The sequence below is a fragment of the Imperialibacter sp. genome (genome assembly GCF_040222385.1).
Classification (GTDB): domain Bacteria; phylum Bacteroidota; class Bacteroidia; order Cytophagales; family Cyclobacteriaceae; genus Imperialibacter.
On record NZ_JAVKDF010000040.1, the window covers coordinates 44,845 to 66,635 of the forward strand.

At 41.5% G+C, this 21,791-nt stretch carries 21 protein-coding genes; all 21 read right to left on the bottom strand.

The window, feature by feature from the left end; genetic code table 11:
- Positions 1 to 4 precede the first annotated feature (4 nt).
- From RIG68_RS21410 to gmd, 21 genes are read right to left on the bottom strand one after another with little or no spacing between them, the layout of a single operon-like run.
- Complete coding sequence (locus RIG68_RS21410; RefSeq protein ID WP_350127017.1) at positions 5 to 727, bottom strand: glycosyltransferase family 2 protein; 723 nt, start codon at positions 725 to 727, stop codon at positions 5 to 7.
- Positions 724 to 1,350, bottom strand: coding sequence for an acyltransferase (locus RIG68_RS21415; RefSeq protein WP_350127020.1), 627 nt, complete (start codon positions 1,348 to 1,350; stop codon positions 724 to 726). Before RIG68_RS21415 ends, RIG68_RS21410 begins: the two co-directional genes overlap by 4 nt.
- Positions 1,331 to 2,509 carry a glycosyltransferase family 4 protein gene (locus RIG68_RS21420; RefSeq protein WP_350127023.1) on the bottom strand — a complete coding sequence of 393 codons (1,179 nt, stop codon included), beginning with the start codon at positions 2,507 to 2,509 and terminating at the stop codon, positions 1,331 to 1,333. The genes RIG68_RS21415 and RIG68_RS21420 overlap by 20 nt, the downstream gene beginning before the upstream one ends.
- Positions 2,509 to 3,552 (bottom strand): glycosyltransferase family 4 protein, encoded by a 1,044-nt coding sequence (locus RIG68_RS21425; RefSeq protein WP_350127026.1) that lies wholly within the window; start codon positions 3,550 to 3,552, stop codon positions 2,509 to 2,511. Before RIG68_RS21425 ends, RIG68_RS21420 begins: the two co-directional genes overlap by 1 nt.
- 26 nt (positions 3,553 to 3,578) lie before the next feature.
- Positions 3,579 to 4,463, bottom strand: a complete 885-nt coding sequence (locus RIG68_RS21430; RefSeq protein ID WP_350127029.1) for a glycosyltransferase family 2 protein — start codon at positions 4,461 to 4,463, stop codon at positions 3,579 to 3,581.
- Positions 4,464 to 4,474: 11 nt separating this feature from the next.
- Entirely contained in the window at positions 4,475 to 5,431 is a 957-nt protein-coding gene (locus RIG68_RS21435) for a class I SAM-dependent methyltransferase (RefSeq protein ID WP_350127032.1), read from the bottom strand.
- Positions 5,416 to 6,306 carry a glycosyltransferase family 2 protein gene (locus RIG68_RS21440; protein ID WP_350127035.1) on the bottom strand — a complete coding sequence of 297 codons (891 nt, stop codon included), beginning with the start codon at positions 6,304 to 6,306 and terminating at the stop codon, positions 5,416 to 5,418. The genes RIG68_RS21435 and RIG68_RS21440 overlap by 16 nt, the downstream gene beginning before the upstream one ends.
- Positions 6,307 to 6,319: 13 nt before the next feature.
- A complete protein-coding gene (locus RIG68_RS21445) occupies positions 6,320 to 7,351 on the bottom strand; it encodes a glycosyltransferase family 2 protein (RefSeq protein ID WP_350127038.1) in 1,032 nt (343 codons plus the stop codon).
- Entirely contained in the window at positions 7,352 to 8,869 is a 1,518-nt protein-coding gene (locus RIG68_RS21450; RefSeq protein ID WP_350127041.1) for a hypothetical protein, read from the bottom strand. It abuts the gene before it with no gap.
- Entirely contained in the window at positions 8,869 to 9,927 is a 1,059-nt protein-coding gene (gene pseI, locus RIG68_RS21455; RefSeq protein WP_350127044.1) for a pseudaminic acid synthase, read from the bottom strand. The genes RIG68_RS21450 and pseI overlap by 1 nt, the downstream gene beginning before the upstream one ends.
- Complete coding sequence (gene pseG / locus RIG68_RS21460; protein ID WP_350127047.1) at positions 9,917 to 11,359, bottom strand: UDP-2,4-diacetamido-2,4,6-trideoxy-beta-L-altropyranose hydrolase; 1,443 nt, start codon at positions 11,357 to 11,359, stop codon at positions 9,917 to 9,919. Before pseG ends, pseI begins: the two co-directional genes overlap by 11 nt.
- 3 nt (positions 11,360 to 11,362) lie before the next feature.
- A complete protein-coding gene (locus RIG68_RS21465) occupies positions 11,363 to 12,667 on the bottom strand; it encodes an aminotransferase class III-fold pyridoxal phosphate-dependent enzyme (RefSeq protein WP_350127050.1) in 1,305 nt (434 codons plus the stop codon).
- 1 nt (position 12,668) lies between these two features.
- Entirely contained in the window at positions 12,669 to 13,430 is a 762-nt protein-coding gene (locus RIG68_RS21470) for a cytidylyltransferase domain-containing protein (RefSeq protein WP_350127053.1), read from the bottom strand.
- Entirely contained in the window at positions 13,421 to 14,296 is an 876-nt protein-coding gene (locus RIG68_RS21475) for an aldo/keto reductase (protein ID WP_350127055.1), read from the bottom strand. Before RIG68_RS21475 ends, RIG68_RS21470 begins: the two co-directional genes overlap by 10 nt.
- On the bottom strand, positions 14,280 to 14,954 hold the full coding sequence (locus tag RIG68_RS21480) for a class I SAM-dependent methyltransferase (RefSeq protein WP_350127058.1): 675 nt from the start codon (positions 14,952 to 14,954) through the stop codon (positions 14,280 to 14,282). The genes RIG68_RS21475 and RIG68_RS21480 overlap by 17 nt, the downstream gene beginning before the upstream one ends.
- Positions 14,951 to 16,156 (bottom strand): UDP-4-amino-4,6-dideoxy-N-acetyl-beta-L-altrosamine transaminase, encoded by a 1,206-nt coding sequence (gene pseC, locus RIG68_RS21485; protein ID WP_350127061.1) that lies wholly within the window; start codon positions 16,154 to 16,156, stop codon positions 14,951 to 14,953. The genes RIG68_RS21480 and pseC overlap by 4 nt, the downstream gene beginning before the upstream one ends.
- A gap of 1 nt (position 16,157) precedes the next feature.
- Positions 16,158 to 17,168, bottom strand: coding sequence for a UDP-N-acetylglucosamine 4,6-dehydratase (inverting) (gene pseB / locus RIG68_RS21490; protein ID WP_350127064.1), 1,011 nt, complete (start codon positions 17,166 to 17,168; stop codon positions 16,158 to 16,160).
- Between the two features lie 11 nt (positions 17,169 to 17,179).
- Positions 17,180 to 18,505 carry a capsular polysaccharide export protein, LipB/KpsS family gene (locus RIG68_RS21495; protein ID WP_350127067.1) on the bottom strand — a complete coding sequence of 442 codons (1,326 nt, stop codon included), beginning with the start codon at positions 18,503 to 18,505 and terminating at the stop codon, positions 17,180 to 17,182.
- Positions 18,506 to 18,511: 6 nt separating this feature from the next.
- Positions 18,512 to 19,780, bottom strand: coding sequence for an ABC transporter ATP-binding protein (locus RIG68_RS21500; protein WP_350127070.1), 1,269 nt, complete (start codon positions 19,778 to 19,780; stop codon positions 18,512 to 18,514).
- On the bottom strand, positions 19,780 to 20,631 hold the full coding sequence (locus RIG68_RS21505; RefSeq protein WP_350127073.1) for an ABC transporter permease: 852 nt from the start codon (positions 20,629 to 20,631) through the stop codon (positions 19,780 to 19,782). Before RIG68_RS21505 ends, RIG68_RS21500 begins: the two co-directional genes overlap by 1 nt.
- Entirely contained in the window at positions 20,632 to 21,777 is a 1,146-nt protein-coding gene (gmd, locus tag RIG68_RS21510) for a GDP-mannose 4,6-dehydratase (RefSeq protein WP_350127076.1), read from the bottom strand.
- Positions 21,778 to 21,791 lie beyond the last annotated feature (14 nt).

A 21,791-nucleotide genomic window follows, 5' to 3' on the forward strand; every position in this document is an offset into this window, starting at 1 on the left:
ATTTTTAGTATTTTAAAAGTCGATAAATAAGAACGGGGAGCGAAATAATTGCAAGTGGACCGCCATGCCTGGTTAGGACAATAATCGTTTCAACTAAATTCCTGACAAACTTTTTCTGACCTACACCTCCCAATAAATATTCCGCAACCGGGAAATCGAGTTGCTGAGCATATGTATAATTTTCGTGGCCTATTAACCTAAAGTACCAGTCCAACTCTCCTTTTAAAATGTAGTTGGAATTGTAGTTGATTAAAATATCACGGTGAACTAAAAGCGATTGATGGCAGAGAGTTCGGGTGCCCCAAAATAGGAGGCTAAAAAAACTAAGGCTCTTTGGCTCAAGCCTATTTGTATTTCCATGGCCGCTTAAAAGCACTGAACCATAAACTAGCTTGGGTCCGTTGGCGACATTGCTAATTACTTTTGAAAGTGTCTCCCCATCAACAAACTTGTCACCGGCGTTCAGAAAAATTGTCCAGTCCCCCGTCGCATATGCTATACCTTTATTCATAGCATCGTATATGCCTGCGTCTTTTTCACTGACGTACGATGATATGATATCACTATTGGCTTCTATTACCTGTAAGGTTCCATCAGTTGAACCTCCGTCTATCACAAAATACTCAATGTTTTGGTAGGACTGACTCCTAATACTCTCTATCGTTTCCTTTAGAAGTTGGGCGGCATTAAAAACTACTGTTATTACACTTACTTTTTGCGAACTCATTCGTTTCTGACCTCTTTGATAAACACGGCAGGGTTCCCTCCCCAAATTTGATTGGCTGGAATTTTACTTCCCCTAACAACAGCTCCTGCACCAATGATAGAGTTATCTCCGATGACGCTTCCCTTCAGAATTGTGCAATGCCCTCCTATGAAAACATTATCGCCTATGATCACCTCTGATTTGCCAATGTTGGTTTTTACCTCCGGAATAGCTATTCGCTCCTCAGCCTTGAGTGAATGGAAATCTGTATCATAGACAACGCAATTGCCTCCAAACCTGACGTTGCTACCTATGGTTATTCTTTCATGGCAAACGATCGTTGAGGCACTCAGCCCGACATTGTCGCCGATCGAAAGACGGCCTCCCTCTCTGCATATGAGCGATGTTTTCTGCTGCCTGCCAATATTATTAAAAAAAGATCCACTGTTGGCTCTAAATCCTTGCGAAATCACAATGCTGGATCCAGGTAAACATTCAATAGAAATGAACCCATTGATTGTCCAACGATCTCCAATCTTTACACCATTGGCCGCCAGGGTAAACCGATTCCAAATTTTGGCCGCAATCACATAAACGATCACCCGGTAGAGGAAAAGTATCGATCTAAAAAGAAGTCTTAGCATCTTCGATTAGGTTATTATATATGTTGAGGTACTCTCCCAGAACTTTTAGGGTATCATGTCGTTCCCTTGCCATTTTTCTGCTTTGAACAGAGATTCTTCTCGAAAGAGCTTTGTCTTCCATTAACATTCGTATCCCCCGAATAATACTCTCAACCTCCAAAGATACCAGGATACCGGTTTCAGAATGCTCAATAAGTGAGGAAACACCCCCTACATCTGAGGCTACCACTGGCAACCCAACCACTTGTGCCTCGCAAATACTATTTGGACTATTGTCAACATACGATGGGTGCAGCAGCACCTTACTATTCAACATCTCTTTCACTATCTGATCAGCGGAGGCTCTGCCTTTGTGAAAGACATTCACGCCAACTTTAAGGTTGGCGAGCTGTTTTCTCTGAATCAACGCATTTAGATCTTTAACACTGCCATCTCCAAATATTACTAATGTGAGATCGTCATCCTGAACCAATGCATCAAAAACGTACAACGCTTCAGCTATCCCTTTTATTGAATTAAGCCCTCCTAAAAAGAGGATATTACTTTTTTCTTCAAATTGGTTTCCTTCCTCAACAAAAAAGTCGGTGCGGATCATTTCCCATCCGATAAATATTCTAGCAGTTGGATTAAGCAATCTCACGGCAGCAGAATCCCAATGAGTCCTGCAAACAAAGTGCTTATGTTTCCGGATTCCCCACTTTTCATAGACCGACCCAAGCAACCATATTATTTTTTTGCTTGAGAATGTTTCTGGCAAGGCTTTTAGATATCTGAAAAGAATTCCTTGAATACTTACAACTGTTGGTTTTTTTAGCCCAATCGAGGCAAGCTCAAATTGATGCTCTGTTCCATGAACGTGAACCAGGTCATAAGACATCTGATTGTTTTTCAGCCACCTCCTTAAAGCGAGTATACGGAACAGATAAAGTGTCACTACATCCCACTTAGGCGGAAGCATCTTTAGAAGAATAACCCTGTATCCATCCTTTTCAAATTCTAAAGTAGATGAACTGATTGACGAGCTCGTTGACAGGATAGTAAGTTTGATCTTGCCTGACAAAGACAATGCCCTGGCCAAAGATGTTATCCAAGGTGCAGCGTGGGCCTTTGGGTCGGCGGGGTAGGGGGCAATCCATAAAACATTCCTTGTCACGGACATTAGTCTAACTTTTGGTAAACATTCTTAGTCTTTTCGGCTATAACACGCCAATCAAAGCTTAATGCTTTTGCTCTGGCAGCGGCACTTTTTTCCTTTCTTATGGTTTCACTCTTCAACAAAAACTCCAAAGCATTTATACTATCATCAACATTTTTGCTTACAAAAATAGCCTCCTTTTCTGTAACGTAGTCTCTAATTGAGTCTAGTTTCGTGATGACTGTTGGCAATCCACATGACATACATTCCAACAACGCATTGTTGGCAATTGCTCCGTTTAGGGGTAGGAAAAGCAGATCTGATTTTTGAATTTCTGCCAACAATTCAAAATCAGAGATGTTTTTTTTAAAAAGCACATTGTCGCAATTTCGGAAGTATCTTTCGTTATCGGGCGACGAGATCACAGTGAATTTAACCTTGTCATCTATCGATTTGAACGCAGCGACGACCTTGCCTGCCATATCAAAATCTCTCAACCAACTGCCCAAGATGAGAATATTCCTTGCTTCTTTTTCAACAAAAGATGGGGTGAAATATTCAGTGTCCACACCGTGAGGAATGAACTCCACGTTCTCGGAAGAAAATATTTTTGTTAACACTGGAATTTGGTTTGACCCCAAACCTATTGCAACATGAGATCTTCTAAAATTATCCATCATTTTTCTGCCTGAGCCTGTTTTGGAGAGCCCGTCAAACCATTCTTCAGGTTGATGAAAGGTTGATACGATAGATGTTGTTCTTGGGAAATCGAAGGGCGTGAAGGCCAGTGTATTCTCGGGGTACAAATAATGAACAATACTATTTTCCTGGAGGCTCCTTCTTACTTGGAAATTAAAAAGCAAGCGTAGCATTTTGAAGGAGTAATTGTATAAGTACATCCCAGGTTTTTCATCCTTGAATCTTTCGAGGTGCTTGATCCTCTCTCGGCTCCTGTTCAAGCTTAACACCTTTGCATAAGGGAAAAAAGAAGAAAGAACATCATAACCGGAGTTATGCCCGTGATGTCCAAACTTTAGATTTACGTGTACAAGGGGTCTTGATTGCATACTGCTTTTCTCGGGGTTGAACAGTCTCAACTATTCATTAGGCCTTTTACAATTCCCTTTATCCTTGCCCATAGAAATGGCCACTTTTTACTTGAATCGATCTCTTGGTTGAAAACGTATATTAAAATATGCTTAAGATAGTGCAACGCAAGCCGGGGCAACCCTTTTTTATAGTATAGATAGTGAAATAGGAAATGATTTCTAGTCATATAGTATTCATATACAACACCATTATTACTGATATCCTGATATGCAGTAACCGTTGTGTCGGAAGCCACCTGCCAACCCAATGTCTTAGCCCTGTGGCACCATTCTGTTTCCTCAAAGTAAAGAAAGAACTTCTCATTCAGTAGTCCAATTGCTTCCAGAGCCGAAACACGGATCATAAAAAACGAGCCATTTACATAACCGATATTTTTGTTCAGCCCCTCCGTTGGTACTTGGGAACGGTTCATTTTTGCATTTAGATGCCCTGGGTAAAAGAATCTTTTAAAATGTAGCAGCCCTCCGTCTGAAAAGATTTTGTTTCTTTCTCCTTTCAAACAAAGTCGAGGGCCGATTGCTGCCAAGTCATTATTTTGAAAGAGCTTTTGCCCTAAAGCATGGAATATATTCTCTTTCAGCTCGACGTCCGGATTGATTAAAACGATTGTTCTTATCTCCGAATCGGTAACAAGAAGTCTAATACCTAGATTATTTCCACCGGCGTATCCTAGGTTGTTCCCCACTAGTACCAAATCTTCGGATGGTATTGACCTCCGAAGCAGTTCGTTCTCGGTTGCGTCAGCGGAATTGTCAACAACAAGCATTCTGAGAGATTCATCCTGAAAGGATTCAATTTTCTGATACAGCTTGAGCGTCTCCTTGCCAGAAAAGTAGTTAAGAATAATGATTCCGATCAATGATGCCATATACAAGAGGTTTACTGAGCTCTCAGATAAAGTACTACCTGATCTCCTTTTCCCTCCTCATTCAACTTTTGGGACTCCCTTTCCCACAGTTCAATTTGCTCCTTACTAAACGGGCTGTTTTGGATCGACTCTGCATATGAGTTAGCTGCCCTTAGCGGTATGTCCTGCAAGTATTGTTCACTTCCCCAAAACTGTAATGCGTAAGAATCCCACTCCACTTTAAAAAGTTGGAGCCCAACACTCTTTGCTAAAATCTCAGCACTTTTCAGCGTGTGCAGATAATAGTGTCTTGGTGCGTCAAGCTGCACCCAGTTGGTTCCGTACTTTTCCCATGCGTAGCTGAGCACAGGGATACGCATCATAAGAACACCAGCCGGGTTGAGCTTTGTCTTCAGTATTTCCAGCGTCTCTTTCTGATCTGGCATGTGTTCAAACACGTGGTGCAGAGTAATTAAGTCATATGTGGCTTTCAGCTCCGTCAAATTCCGCTTGTAGGTCTGTATCTTGCCGAATATCAACGAGTCTTTCTCGATGAATAGATCAGAACCCGACAAGTTTTCAAAGCCATAGTTATGCAACCTCCTGAGATAATGCCCAGATCCACAGCCAACATCATGAATAGCCGACCTGAGACTTACTCCAATTTTCTTCAGCCGTGCTAAGTCGGCATCGAGGTTAAGTTTCGATATATTTGTTAGCCTCAAAATTGGGTTTAGTACGAACTTCACCTGGTTCTTGAGCCTCTGGTACTTGCTAACTTCACGCAGGGTGACTTCGTTGAATGAGTAGTAATTTTCAGGATAGTACTTACCAATATTTTTTGGATATTCCTTTATCTGAAGGCACCCACAATTTGTACATTCCAGGTATTCAAACGAATCCTTTAAACCGAACATCATTTCCCTCACATGGTAGGGCTTAAGTTGGCTTTCTCTGCAAATCCTGCACTTCATTAGCTCTCCTTCCATAATAATTTAAGCTTGAGGCGAATACTTTTTTTTAGCTCAAAATAATGTTTGATTTTTGGATACCTTTCTTCAAGATACTTTATTCTCAGAATTGGCAGCCAATAGTTCTTCATTGTTGCCTCAAATTCAGACAATAAATCACCTTCAATCACCTTTTGAGACTTTATGTGTTGCAAAAAAGCACGCTTTGCCCTGTACATTTTTCCAAAATTTTTACTCATTCCAGCATTATGCTGCCGATAGATGGCCAATGGCATATCAATAAAAGCATAACTCTCAGACTCCTTAAAAAGACGTATCCAAAAGTCCCAATCTTCCAGGGCCATAAGAGTTTCATTGAACCTAAATGACTTGAAGAAGTCGAAATGAAATACACCGCAATGAATTGGAATAGTAAAGCCCCTATCCCAATTGAGCACAATTGTTCTTAAGGAGAACTTCACCACTGATAAATCGCAGTAGGGGGGCATTCTCTGCGACATTACTTTTAGCGCTCCTTCGAAGTTAGATATCACAACTCTCAGGTTGTCGTCTTTAGCTAATTCTTGAACCGACAATTCGAGCTTGCCTCTTTCTATGACGTCGTCTGCATCCAGAAACTGGATATATTTTCCCCTTGCCCTGTCCAGGCCCACGTTTCTTGCAGAGCTTAAGCCACCGTTTTTCTTTTCACAGCAAATAAATCTTTGATCCTTTTTACACCAGGCCTCAGCGATATTGGCTGAGTTGTCGGTTGATCCGTCATTGATTATCAAACACTCCCAGTTTTCGTAAGTCTGGGATTCAATTGAGCTCAGAGACTCATTTAAATATTCTCCCTGATTGTAGCAAGGCACAATGATGCTTATCAAAGGAAAGTCAACAACCTCACTCATGCATTCTCTGGGATCACGACGACTTGTAAAACAAAAAACATTTCAGAAAAAACCGTACCCTAGTCGCAAAGGTAAGTTTACTAAAGCCAAAGCCATTGCTTAGTTCAAAAAATACTCTTGGACTATGTTCCAAAATTCGAGAGTGAACCAAGTCAATCCACTTGTCCTTAATGACTTCACCAAAAGATCGCTCAGAATATATTCGTTTTTCTACATTTGCGGCAAACACTTTTCCTAACCAGCGGTCTATATCAAGACAGGAAATTTCGCCTAATCTTGAATAGTCACTATAAGCCAATGCCTTTTGGATATTTAATTCATCTCTTGTTGGCGACAAACCTAATCTTTGAGCCTGCCAAAGGATAATTTTTTCTACCATTTGCTCCATTAGTGAGGCTTTGGCTATGGACACACTGTGGCTATGTATTCTATATTTGACGAGGATCTGCGGAAGGTTGTAAGCCTTGCCCATTAAGGCAAGCCTCACCCACAAATGATAGTCTTCCGCAGGAGGGAAATCGAGGCTATAAATTTGGGACAAGCTTTCTAAGTAATCCCTATTAATCATTACACTTGATTGCGCTATGATATTGTGAAAGAATAACAGCGAGGGATAGTTCTCAGGAGGATACCTATATCGATTATGACCAATAGTTTTGCCAGCGGTGTCGATAAGCTCTATGTCTGAACCAGCAAAGGCAAAGTCTGGATTTTCACTCAAAAAGTCATACTGTACCTGGAGCCTGGAAGGATATGCCACGTCATCTGCATCTAGGATCGCTATATACTTTGCTCTGGCGAGGTTAATTAACCTGTTCCTTGTATACGCTATTCCTTTGTTTTTTTCGTTTGTGTGAAACTGGATTCTCTTATCGTCAAAGGAGCTAATCACATTTGCAGTATTATCCGTAGAGCAATCGTCAACGACGATAATCTCAAAATCATCAAAAGTTTGGTTCAGCACACTTTGTATAGTTGCATGTATGTACGGCTCTGCGTTAAATGCAGGTATGACCACGGAAACTTTCGGTGTAGGCTGGCTCAATTATTTATAGAGTAACTTTAGCAAATTGACTTTTAGGGAAGACCGTTTGAGGATTCTGGCAAAGGTTCTGATTTTGAAGAAGCGTTTGATTTTCACGCTACTCTGAACTACCTGGTCAAGGTTAGTTCCCTTGAATTCAACACTTGAAAAGCTATTCGCCTTCACATATTTGTATTTTGAACCAAAGCTTCTAAAGTAGTAGCCATAGATCAAAGCTCCTCTCTTATCTAGAGGAGCTAGACCTTTTTGTTTACAATAGCTTAGCAACTGGCTATGGGAAATCGGATTATATGTGCTTTCCAGGTTCTCATAGAACGCTTTACCTGCTAGTATTGATGGCTTATTCCAGAAAGTCGCTTCGATGCCAACTGTCGATCCAAAAGTCAGCACCTTGTCAGCTTTTTCTATCAGCAAATAGCTACTGATTTTCGATTCGGGTCTTATTACGGTCAGGTTAGCGTACGGGAGGCTAGAATATGCACTTGTCTCAGAAGGATCTGCATTTGCCAAATTTGGATGCAGCCTAAGGTATAAGTTGATGTTGCTACTGGACAGAAGATCTTCGCAGATCGCTCTAATACCTTCGAGCTGATTGCCATACAGTTGATTTTTCCATTCTTCATCAATGGCAGCTACTTCATCTTCTGAGGAATGAAAAATTACTATATTCTCCTTGTCGTCGTCCCAATCTTCTGGTAATTGGTTGTTATCTTGTTTGGCTACGAAAGAATACCAATCCACATTTGAGCCTCCACGCCTAGAGATATAAAATGACTCACCAATCTCCACTTTTTCATCTGTATCGGCCCTTTCCCACAATTCTATAGCCCTTGTTGTGAAATTTGCTATAGAATGAGGAAAATGATTAGTAAAAAGGCCGTAGTGATGTATATCCTGACCCCTTTCGTGCAAGACACACCTGGTGCCAGTTTTCTGGCAAGCTCTAAATGCTGCTCTGGTATTCGCCCACCTACCATTAAATAAGTACACGAACGCTGGCTGCTCAGCAGTCAAAAATCTCTTGAATGCGTAATAAATCTCTGCAGAACCAATCACATAATTCTCTACGAGCTTGCTGTGTTTGTCAAGATCGGGAGAAGAAACTCTCAATAGAGAAATGAGTGATGATGCCACAGATTGACCTATGTCATATTTCTCATCAATAGAATAGGCTTTGAGATGATTGATGTCTTTAAAATTTTTCTCTATAGCTTCGACTACTTTTTTGTCTTCCCAGCTCAAATATTCTTTGATGCCGACGTTCCTAATCTTCGAGTCTAGCAAGTCAACCCCAAGTTTTCTTTTCTTGCAACACAAAAAGCAAGTATCAACGGCATTGGTCAAGTTCTGATCGCATGCCTTCAGTTCAGAAAAGCACGACATCTGCACAATGTCGTGCCCCTGATCAAGGTGCTCCTGCATCAGCTCCAGCTCCGTTTCGTAGTGAGAAGGCCAAAGATTGTGCGAGCTAAAAAAAGCTACTTTCGTAGCGCTGCCATCGGCTCCAGTTATTTTCATCAGTCAAGATCTTCAGTCTTTAGCGGCTCACCGAATAAAATTGACCGCTTCGCAATTGTTCCAATTATTTCCTTGTAGTACTTTGGATGAAGGCCAAACCCGGGTCTTACTGACCTGATATTCTCGGCTGAAAAAACATCTCCCGGTTTAATATCGCCAATTGCGTATAGTGATCTGCTAAAGTCCTTGCCCTTTTTTTGCTTTTCTGTGAGGGAATAATCCACCCTACCGACTGCAACCTCAGCTTCCCTCACGGCCCTCACCATTTGGGCAAACTCTTCCTTGTTCAACGAGAATGACGCATCGGGGCCGCCAATAGCACGATCCAAAATGAAGTGTTTTTCTATAACTCTTGCTCCTAGGGTGGTGGCCACAACTGGTACAGTGATACCCATGGTGTGGTCTGACAAACCGCTTAATACCCCGTATCTGGCTGCCAGGTCAGGAATCATACTCATGTTTGCTTCCTCGATTGGTGCTGGATAACTGGATGTGCATTTAAGCAGGATAATACGATTGTTTCCCATTCGCTTGCATGCCTCAATTGCCAAGTCAATGTCTTCTCTTTCGGCAATGCCAGTAGAAATAATAACCGGCTTATTTTTTGACGCCACATACTCTATCAAAGGAATGTCTGTGATTTCGAAAGATGCAATTTTATAAGCGGGAGCATCCAATGACTCCAGTAAATCGACCGCTGTATTATCAAACGGAGAGGAAAAACAAACCAGCCCTCTGGCACGTGCCCGATCAAACAGCTGTTTGTGCCACTCCCACGGAGTATAGGCTTCCCTATATAGGTCGTATAAATACTTGCCGTCCCAGATAGTCCCTTGCTTTAATCTGAAGTCGTCAGTCCTGGCATTTAGGGTTATAGTGTCAGCAGTATATGTTTGAAGCTTTATAGCATCAGCTCCGGCTTCCTTTGCGGCATCAATTGTATCGAGGGCGTTTTGAAGAGACCCGTTGTGATTTGCTGATAACTCTGCAATAATAAAAACGCTGTTCTCTTTGCCTATCTGAAATCCCCCGATGTCTATCGCTTCTCTATTTTTCATTTTTCCAATTCCTCGTAAATTTTATGCGGTCGCTTAATATCTCTTCATTAAAACCAAGCTTTCGAAAAATCACCAACGAAGCTAAGTTCTCTTTCATCACATAACCAATAATAGCGCTCAATTCTGAAAAATTTTGCGCCAGGTGCTTAATGGCAGACCTTAATACCGGAAGTCCTAAACCCTTACCATGAAAGGATGAATCTATCAAATAACTAACAACTGCGACATTTCCTTCGTTCAAATCAAATCTGACAGAGCCAACAGGCTCCTGTTGGTATTCTGCGATCAGAAAGACACAATCCGCAGAGGATATTTTTCCCTCAAACCATTTCTTATGTTCCTCAAACGGAATGTGGTCCTTAGTAAATGAGTGCCTCCTTATCAATGGATCATTTCCCCATTTGTAGGTCAATTTGTCGTCGGCATGGTCCGCTCTTCTTAAGCTTATTTCTTTTTGTTTCTCTAGTGAGCCAAAAAGCCTTTGGAATCTGCCCGGTATTTCAGAGTCTATGCCCTGAAATGAACTTCTCCTTATGGATAAAGTCGACTTCAAAGCGATTCGTATATTATCTGGTTCAAATTGCCCAGCGTCGGCAAATGCCTTAGCGTGTCGAAAACCAGAGTAAAATTGCCTTTGATTGTCAGCATAGTAACCTGATATCACCACTAACTTAGCTGAAAGGGCTTCCAACAGTGTGCCGCTGCAGGGCACAATTGCATGGGTCGAGAGAGACATTACCCTGGCCATCTCAGACGGATTCAGGCTTTCAAGGAATTGGATTTTTCTGCTCATCTCAGATATTTTCTGTGACAGTTCCTCTCGGAACTGGTAGGCAGCGCCTACTACAATTCGAATCTCGTCAATTTGAGGAAATTCAGCAGCAACGTCCAATGCCCTTAAAGTCAAATTCAATGGATCTGCTCCACCGAAGCAAATCAGCAATGACAGTCCTGCATTTTTCTCGGATTCCCTATCTTGTAATTGCAGAAATTCTGGTCTCAACAAGGCATATTTAGTACCCAAACACAATTGTGTGAAGGGCATTGCATTGTAATTTTCTGGTAAAACCCCCAGTGCATGATTGATGATTGCGTCGGCATTAAACTTACCCTGATAAAGGTCATCCACGACGACGATAAGGGCTCCTTTGTCTGCTAGTTTTTTCTGATAAACAGAGTCAAAATTATAACCATCAACGACCACGGTACAGCCTTTTTCGACTGCACTGAAAAACTGTTCTTCGTGCTGGATTTCTTTTAGATTCAGATCAAAAGAAGCTAATTCCTGCTTCAGAGCCTCCGGAATAAAGCGGCAGAAAAATGTCGTCAAAAACTCCTCAGAAATGTTTCTGGCAAGGGCCATACACCTAATCAAATGGCCCAGCCCAATTTCAGAATTCCCGTCGACTCTTATATAAACTTGAGGTTTCAATTATTAATTAAGTCTTTTGAATCCTCCATGGCAAACTGGCCCCTCCAAAAGGGTGCCGACTGGAAGGCCCTCTTCACATTTTTTTATCAGTCCAAAAATCTTGTCAAGCTCTTCAAAATAAGGATTGAGAACTGATGGCACATGAGTGGTACTGACATACACGCTTGTTCCGGCCAGATAACCTTTTTTTAGCATCTCCTGGGTTATGAGGGTTTTATAAGCCAACGCATTAGGGCTATCAAAAGCGAAAGAAATAAGTGCTGGTAGCCCAGACACGCCTATCTTAAGGTTGTGGTGGCTAGCAAGGGCCTTCCAGCGAGTGCTTATTTCAGTTCCCGTGCTGGTAATCGTCTCCCAAGACCGTTCACGCTCCATAACCTCCAGGGTTTTCAATCCAGCTGTTGGGCCTATTCTTTCAGTCCAAAACGTACTGCTGATAAACGACTTTTGGGCGGCCTGCATCACTGATTTTTTCCCAATTGTTGCAGTAATCGCATACCCATTTCCCAATGCCTTTCCGAACATTGCCATATCCGGCTCTACTCCATAAAGCTTATGAAGACCGCCAAATGTCTGGCGAAAGCCTGAAGTACACTCATCAAAAATAAGGACGATATTATTATCAGTTGCCAGTTTCCTGACCTTGTGAAGGAAATTATCCTCTGGGCCTTTGTTTCTGGAGACTTCCATCTTTATCACCCCAATCTCGTTAGTCTTGATGAGTTTCTGTAGCTCCTCAATATCATTGTAATTGAAAGGGAGAACCGTGTTTTTTAGGTTCTGAGGAACCCCTAACGGGTCAAGACCTGGAAGGAGGTGCCCGGCCAGGTTCTTATCGTCCCCGAGATTGGCTGAAAGGTACCAATCATGCCAGCCATGGTAGCCACAAATGGCTACTTTGTCTCTACCGGAAGCAGCCCTTGCAATTCTAATGGCTATGGCATTCGCCTCGCCCCCACTTCTGGCAAATCGCACCATGTCCGCCCACGGGTGAAGCTCGATCAAGCGTTCGGCAAGGTATACTTCCTCAGGGCAGTTTAGAGTTGACATATTTCCATTTCTGACTGTAGCCATCACGGCGTCATCTACTTCGTCGTGCCCATACCCTAAAATATTTGTTCCAATTCCCATAATTGAAACATCAGTAAATACATTCCCATCCAAATCCCACACTTTACACCCTTTTGCTTTGGAAAAATACGAGGGCCATTTTTCCGGCAAAAACATTTCAGGTCTTTTCGACAGCAGCATAGTTCCCCCAGGTATTAGGGTCTTTGCTTTTTTGTACAACTCCTGCCCTTTTCCCATTTCATTCTTCTTTAGATAGTGATTTTAATAAACCTTCATTCCGAGTGATATCCTTATTTATGGCCAGCAGATCGTGGTCAATAATATAATTTGTGTAGTCAAGCCAAGACTTATCTAAGCCTTTGGCTTCGGTAAGTCTTGTTATCAAATCCAAGTCCTTTTGCTCATCAACCGTCATTCTTATGTGTGAATAGTTCTTTTCGCATGGGAAATTCACGGCGACAAAATTCTGACCTCCCTTAAAGTCGGAGTTATTTCTAATAAAGGGCGTTACGTGTTCTCTTTCTGATTTCTTGTCTGCAAGTTTCCAAGCTTTTGAGAGAGCCTCAAACTTAAACACTTCTATGTCCTGCCCATCAGGATAGTGCTCCAAAAGGGTGTTAGAACAATAGTCCGCATTTTTTTCAATAGAAAATCTCACAACTTTATCTACCAATGCTGGATCAATCAAAGGACAATCTGAAGTTACCCGAACTACCCAGGTCGGTGAATGTGGCAAAGCAGCCTGGTAAAATCTGTCCAAGACATCATCTTCTGATCCTGCGAAGGAGTAATATCCCCAGTCTATGGCGTTCTTATATATTACGTTATCATCAGGCGAACTAGTAGTGGCGACAAGTATAGCATCAACAAGTTTGCATTTACTTAATCTTTCCAAATGAATTTGTAAAAGCGTCTTGCCTAAAATAATTTTCAAAACTTTTCCAGGAAGCCTTGTGCTGCCGGTTCTTGCCTGTGTAATTAAGAGAGTGTTTAACCCCATAAAGATGGATTTAGGAGGGCTTTATTTTTGACTATCAAACTATTTATAGAATTCATGGTGTCTTTACTTAGGACAAAGCTAGCCGCTTCCAGGTTCTTTTTCAATTGAGTTACCGAATCAACACCTATTAGTACATTGTCAATATGCTCCTGTGCAAGACAATAGCCAAGAGCAAGGGTATTTATAGAAACACCCTCTTCCGATGCCAGTTCCCGAATCGTGAGCAATTGTGGGGCCAATGCCTCTGTTATTCGATGCTTCGAGCTTGTCTCCATAAAAAATAAGCCTTGCAAAAAAGTGGATCTTGTGTGGATAACCTTACGTTTCTCTTTTGCCCGCTCAATCATTTCGCCTCGTTGCGAAATGTTATCAAGTAAATTGAAAGGAAGTTGCACAAAGTCAACCCTATCATCATAAATGAGAGTAGCAATTTCCTCATTATTGTAGACCGACACTCCCAATTGGCGAAAGACCCCTTTTGCTTTCATCAAGCTTAGCCGATCCATCAGATGAAGATGTTCTTGGTATGCTCCAAATGAGTGAAACATAAGGCCATCAAGTTTTTCAAGATGCAATTCCCTGAGAATAGTTTGGAGCTTTTCCTCCACAGTATGGGTGTTAATGCCGCCTGAAATTTTGGTTATTACTTTGAAAGGCTTTTTTTGGTTTTCTCTATTATAGCCTCCAATAATCTGATGAGCAGACCCGTAGGCTTCAGCAGAGTCCAAGCTGTCAATTCCCGACTCTCGGGCCAGTCTTAGAATATTGAGGCTTTCTCTCTCGGGGATTTGTCCTGCTTTATTATTAACGCCATAGGGAATGCCCATTTGAACAGTTCCCAGTATTAGCTTATCGATAAGAGGCATCTACGTCTTTCCTTAAAACCGTGATAGAAATAAGGTCATGAAAATCATCCTGGCCATTTAATTCCATTGTGGCGTGATTGTAGGTGGATTTATCAAGCAAATGATACATGTGGGTGGACTCAAATATCTTGTAATAGTCTTGTTTATAAGAATACGCATTAAATTCACTAATGTGGTGGTAGTTGTTTTTTAGTGCCTTTTCAGAGTAAAAATCGGTAATAACTAACATCCCACTGTTTTTCAAAACTCTATCGATTTCCGCCACGCTTTTCAAGAGTAGGGCTCTATCGACGACATAAAACACGAATCCCACAATTACCAAATCACAAGAGGAATCAGGAACATCATCAATATCATCCATCGTTCCATGAATAAAACTCACTTTTGGATACTCCTTTTTACCAAAATTTATAGCATCTTTTGAGGGCTCCACCCCAATCACAGACTCGGAGCCAAAATAGTTTTTTATAGCATTTAATCTATATCCGGCACTCGAACCAATCTCAAGGACGCTATGCGGATTAATTTTGTAATTTTTAAGAAGCGTGATGATTCTATCCTCTTCTGGATTATAATTCCCAAGCTTGGATTTGTTCCTACTGAACCAGGCATTGGCTTCGTACGATAGGAAAGCAGACTTTTGTTCTTGCTTGTTCATGAGAAGTAGTTCTTAATTTCTTTGATCACAAAATCTTGTTCTTGATCTGTCAGCGTCGGGTACATGGGCAAGCTGAGGCAGCGAGTATAGTATCTTTCTGCATTTGGGAAATCTCCAACATTCCACCCTTGTGACTGATAATATGGCATTAGATGACATGGAATATAATGTACCTGAGGGAAAATATTCTTAGTACGCAAATGATTATACAGCCCAATTCTATCTTCAATCTCGATGATATAAAGGTGATACGCATGCCCCTCAACTGCCCTTGACTGCCCTTTTATAAATGCCTTATCAATAAAAGATTCATAATATCTCTTGGCGATCTCCCGCCGTCTTTGGAGACCACCGTCCGCACGTTTCAATTGGCTGAGCCCTAAAGCGGCCTGAAAGTCTGTCAAACGGCAATTATATCCCAATTCCTGCATTTCCATATACCAGCCCGGCCAATCACCATTAACAGCAGAGCTCATATGCTCAACCTCACCCAAGGCAAGGGCTTTTGTATTTTTAAAGAGTGCACTTTCCCTGGTAATGCCATGAGTACGAAGCATGAGAAGTCTTTTGTACAGAGAATGATCATTAGTTGTGATCATCCCACCTTCTCCGGAAGCAATGTGCTTGACAGGATGGAATGAAAAAATAGCCAGGTCAGCAAGCTGTCCACTACCACATTTACGTTGGGTACCGTCGTGATCAGTAAAATATCCGCCCGGAGCATGACAAGCATCCTCAATTATCCACAGGCCATGTTCTTTAGCCAATTCGGCTATTTCCTGCATGTTAATAGCCCTTCCTGCAAAGTCAACCGGAACAATTCCCTTGTAGGTCCCTTTAGGGGAACTCTCCAACAAACTCCTTACCTTATCAACATCCAGTAGATAGCTTTCTGGATCGATGTCAGAGAAAACCACATTTCCGCCACAGTATCTTATGCAGTTGGCGCTCGCCGCAAAAGTTATCGGGGTTGTAATTACATTGTCTCCGTTTTTTACGTCCAACGCCAGGGCTGAAAGATGAAGCGCTGCCGTACCATTTGAAACGGCAACCGCATACTTACTACCGACGTAAGCTGCGAATGCTTCTTCAAATTCCATAATTTTCGGCCCCTGCGTTAGAAAATCGGATTGAAGAGTGTGAACTACTGCCTGAATATCCTCCTCAGTTATATGCTGCCGGCCGTAAGGGATTTGCTTCATGCTAGTATTTGAAAGTTGAATCTACATGTTCACTGATCAACTTCCTCAGGCTGTCTACTGTCTCCCAATCGTGATTCTCGCCCGAATTGTAATTGAACCCGGCTTTAACCTTTTTTGCGCTAAATTGGTTAACAAAGTCGCTAATTTTCCACTTAGGAGTGCTCGGAAGTATAACGTAGTATTTGCCCAAGTCATAAGTGTTATAAGAGTCTGATGCGGTGATCATTTCTTCATGCACCTTCTCCCCAGGTCTTATTCCAACAATCGGCTTCTCACAATCCGGTCCGATCGCCTCGGCTACGTCCATGATACGATACGAAGGGATTTTGGGAACAAATAATTCTCCTCCCCATGCGTGCTCCAGAGCATACATGACCATGTTAACCCCTCCTTTTAGTGATATGTTGAACCGAGTCATGTCTGGATCCGTTATTGGCAATACTCCCTCAGTCCTTCGATTAAGGAAAAAAGGAATAACGGAACCATTTGAACCCATTACATTACCGTATCTAACCACTGAAAATTTTATTGGATTGCTACCGCTAATATTATTTGCAGCGATAAACAACTTATCCGACGTAAGTTTAGTAGCCCCATAAAGGTTAATAGGTGCGCAGGCCTTGTCTGTTGAGAGGGCTACCACTCTTTTTACTCCAGCCTCAAAAGCTGCGTGTATGACATTTTGAGCTCCGCCAATATTTGTTTTTATACATTCATCCGGGTTGTACTCAGCAATAGGGACGTGCTTCATTGCCGCTGCATGAATCACGTAGTCCACGCCATTAAATGCCCTAACTAGCCTTTTTTCATCTCTGACATCGCCAATAAAGAACCGAATTTGTGGAAATTTGTCTTCAGGGTACTCCTGTGCCATTTGAAATTGCTTTTGCTCGTCACGAGAAAAAACTATTACTTTCTTAACTTCAGGCCATTTGGTGAAAATTTCCCTTGTTAGCGCTTTCCCAAGTGAGCCTGTACCTCCAGTAATTAAAACACTCTTATTGTTTACCATATTTCCTTTAATTATTCCCAAACGGTATCTTCACTACTAACAACGTTCTTAATTGAATTTAGCACTTTGGTTGAATTACTGTAAACATCAAAAGTTTCAAGCTCTACACTGTATGCGTCGTCAACCAGTCCGATACCACATTTAGTCATCAGCGCTGAAAATTCGTTCTCCAAGCTGTTGTGTTCAAAAGAATACCTCAAAACATCCTCGATTTTCAAACCATCTTTATATGTGATGGCTCCTGGTAACTTCTGGTACCATGCATTCCCAAATATCAGAGCTTTCTTACCTCCCTTTATTGCCTCCCATCCTGCTGTGCCGGTTACAACTGCAACAAATTCCGAATGTCTGGTGAGCTCATGAGTATTATATGAAACTGGAGCGAGTACAACATTCTTAAGCATCTTTAATCTTTGAAAGAATAGGTGCCCCCGTTGAAAATCTGTCTGCTTCGGATTCTCCTTCACGACCACCTTCCAATCAGCTGGCAAAATATGCACCAGACGTTCAACTGCCAAAAGTTGATCGTTGTACAACTTGCCAATAGCAGAAGTTGTCAACTCGGGCTGCATTGCCAAAGGAAAATAGACATATTTGGCTAAATGTAGATTCAAATCTTTTTCGTTCCTTCTTATGGCGTCGACAAATTGGTTGAATCTATAATTCTTAACTAGTTCTATTCCTACAACAAACAATTTCTTTGATACTACAAGCTTAGCAAGTTTAAGGTAAGGGGGCCTTCTAAAAGCAATTGGAGCCACATTGCTCATATAAAAATATTCGTCCTCATGCCGTTTTTCAATCTTGATCTTCTGCTCAACCGAAACGTTGCCAACGGAATTAAATTGTCCAAAATCGTCAAGCGTTGTTACTATGAAAAACTTCTCTTTGAACAAGGATTGATAAAATAAAAGTGTTTTGATTCCCAACTCTTTAGCAAGAAGGTATAAAATATAGTCCGGGCCTTCGTGAGGAATATTCGAAAAGATCACTAAATCCGGTTTCCTCTCAGATAAAAGGTTAAAAAGTCTGTTAAAAAGAATATTAAATGCATCGACGAAATCATGGTAAGTCCATGAGTAGTCTTGGTAATGCCTTGAAAACATATTGGCAAATTTATTAAGGCCTCTATCATATACGGACTTATAAATTTTTTCATCAAAACTTATGACGTGTAAATTTTCAGCACAACGAAGGTAATCGAATATATTTTCCGAACCTCCAAAGTCATTAACGGTATGAATCACTTCAAAATCTGAATCAGCGGAAATCGCTTTTACAATACTCAGACCAGACTGGCCTTCAAACCCCCATATGATAGTTTTCAGACTGCTCATCCAAGGCTAATTGATTGTCCAGATAGAGTCACATAAAACGACGCCTGAATTATTTGTAGGGTAATCGATCCCAGGCGTAAGATTTGTTATTTCGAGATTTGCAATGTCGGTGTGCCACCATATGTCCTTGCTTCCTTCCAAAGCACCTAGATGCAAAGTATATAAACCATGTCTTAAGTTGTGATCCATTTTAATTCTGATCTTTACTTCAGTGTTCGCCTCAAATGAAAACTCGCTACCCGAGTTGTTGGCAGTGAAAACATTGACGCCGGTTGCTGTTGCAATAGTAAATCCAATAACAAGATTGTCTACTTTTTTCAACACTTTGAACCCCACCCGAATTTCAATGGGTTTGTTCCAAGCAAAGACATTAGACCCCTCAATAGAGTTTTCAAACATTAAATTTTCTAAAACTAACGTTCCAGTGTTGTACGAAGCCGTCAGGTTATAAGGCTTTAAGTCCACCAATGCTTCTTTTCCGTTCAATCCAGATAAGAGATATTGATTTATAATATCCGTCATAGCACCTTGGTACTTTAACGTGCCGTTTTCCAGCAATATCCCTTCACTGCAAAGTTTTGAAACCGACTCCATGTTATGGCTGACAAAGAGAACAGTTCTGCCTTCTCCTTTGCTCACCTCACCCATTTTACCTAAACATTTTCTCTGGAAATCAGCATCTCCAACTGCTAAAACTTCATCAACAATTAGAATTTCAGATTCCAAATGAGCCGCTACAGCAAAGGCAAGTCTTACGTACATGCCAGATGAGTATCTTTTTACTGGAGTATCTATGTATCTTTCAACCCCTGAGAAATCCACAATTTCATCGAATTTTTTTTGTATTTCCTTAGTGCGCATGCCAAGTATGGCACCGTTAAGAAAAATGTTTTCTCTTCCAGTCAAGTCTGGATGAAACCCTGTCCCAACCTCGAGCAAGCTGGCGATTCGTCCCCTAACCTTAATTTGGCCGGTTGTAGGGGTGGTGACTTGGGATAGAAGTTTCAATAAGGTGCTCTTTCCGGCTCCATTTTTCCCAATTATCCCGATCGCCATTCCCTCTTCAACTTCGAAAGAAATGTCCTTGAGGCTCCAAACGACATTGGATACGCCCTTCGTGGATCGAACATTGGTTTCTCCAAGCTTCAAATAAGGATCCTCTTTCCCCCTTGCTAGCGCCCACCAGCGCTCCAAATCTCTTGAAAGAGTACCGGTGCTGAATTGCCCGAGTTGGTATGCCTTAGATATATTTTCTACTTTAATTGCTGTGCTCATTAAACCGTATCTACAAAATTTTTCTCAACCTTATTGAATACCAATGTTCCTATGAACAAGATTAGCGCTGTGATACCGCAGGTATATAAAAAGCCAAGCCATGTAAACGAACCCTGGCCTAAAAAGCCTAGTCTCACACCTTCTATAATAGTGGTCATTGGGTTAGCAAGAATGGCGAGTCGATAAACCCCGTACAAGCTAGATAGCGGGTATACAACTGTAGTTGAATACATCAATAGTTGGACGCCGAAAGTGATCAAAAAAACTAAATCTCTGTACTTTGTTGTAAGAGAGGAGACAATCATGCCAAGGCCAAGGGCCAGGCTAGCCATTAAGAGCAAAAGAATAGGAAACAATAGTATATAAATTGAAGGGCTGAAGTTTGCGCCCTGAATAAAGTAATAGGCCATCATCACAAGAAGCAGACTCAATTGTACCGACAGTTTTATTAAACTCGAAATGATTATACTCAAAGGCATCACTATCCTTGGGAAATATACCTTGCCGAATATGTGTACATTATCAATAAATACACGTGATGTTTTAGTAAGGCATTCGGAGAAATATGTCCAAGCTGTTATGCCAGCCAAATAAAAGAGTGGTTGAGGAAGTTCATCAGTCGATATTCCAGCCAATGAGCCAAATACAAACATATAAACTCCCATGGTGAATAGTGGCTGTATAAAAAACCAAACTGGCCCGAGAATTGTCTGTTTATAGAAAGATATAAAGTCCCTCTTTACAAACATCCAGAGCAAATCTCTATATTTCCAAACCTGCTTTAGCTTTAAGTCGAGTAAGCCAGATGTCGGTCTGATTACTAAGTCCCAGTTTTCTTCGGTCTCTTTCACTTACTCTGCCTGTTTTAAAACCTTGTGTCCTGCGCTAATCAAATGGATGTCTCTTTGAAAAAGCTTAACATCCGAATCCATCATTTCTTCCACAAGACCTTTCAATTGATATTTCGGCTTCCACCCCAACTTGCTATGAGCCTTTGCAGGGTCTCCAATGAGAAGCTCAACTTCAGTTGGCCTAAAATATCGTGGATCTACTTTTACCAGAGTGTCCCCCAATTTTAATCCTTCAGGGAGGTCTGAATTCCCAACTTTCTTCATCAACGTATCAGAATCAATTGATTCAAGAACTCCAACCTCATTTAAGCCATTTCCCTGAAAATTCAGGTTGAGCCCGACGTGAGCAAACGACATTTTAATAAAGTCTCTTACACTGGTAGTAACTCCGGTGGCAATCACATAGTCCTCGGCAACGTCCTGTTGAAGAATTCTCCACATAGCTTCAACATAGTCTTTAGCATGTCCCCAGTCCCTTTTCGCATCAAGGTTACCAACGAATAAGTCTTGTTGTAAGCCAAGAACGATCTTAGCAACGGCTCGTGTGATCTTGCGGGTAACGAAGGTCTCACCACGAAGGGGGGATTCATGATTGAATAGAATTCCATTGCACGCAAACATATTATATGCTTCTCTGTAGTTCACAGTTATCCAGTAGGCATAAAGTTTGGCAACGGCATAAGGAGACCTTGGGTAGAAAGGTGTCGTTTCAGACTGAGGCACCTGTTGAACCAATCCGTACAATTCAGAAGTAGAAGCCTGATATATTCTTGTTTTGGTTTCAAGTCGAAGAAGCCTCACGGCCTCAAGAATCCTAAGCGTCCCAATGCCGTCCGCATTAGCGGTATATTCTGGTGTGTCAAAACTCACCTTCACATGACTCATAGCTGCCAGATTATATATTTCATCTGGTTGCGTCTCTTGTATAATTCTTGTCAGATTCATCGAATCCGTCATATCACCATAGTGCAAAATAAGCTTAGGATGGTCAACATGAGGGTCTTGATACAGATGATCTATCCTGTCAGTGTTGAACAGCGAAGCTCGCCTTTTTATGCCGTGAACCTCATACCCTTTTTTGAGCAACAGTTCGGCGAGATAGGCTCCGTCCTGACCGGTTATTCCTGTAATTAATGCCTTTTTCATCAAAAAACTATTTT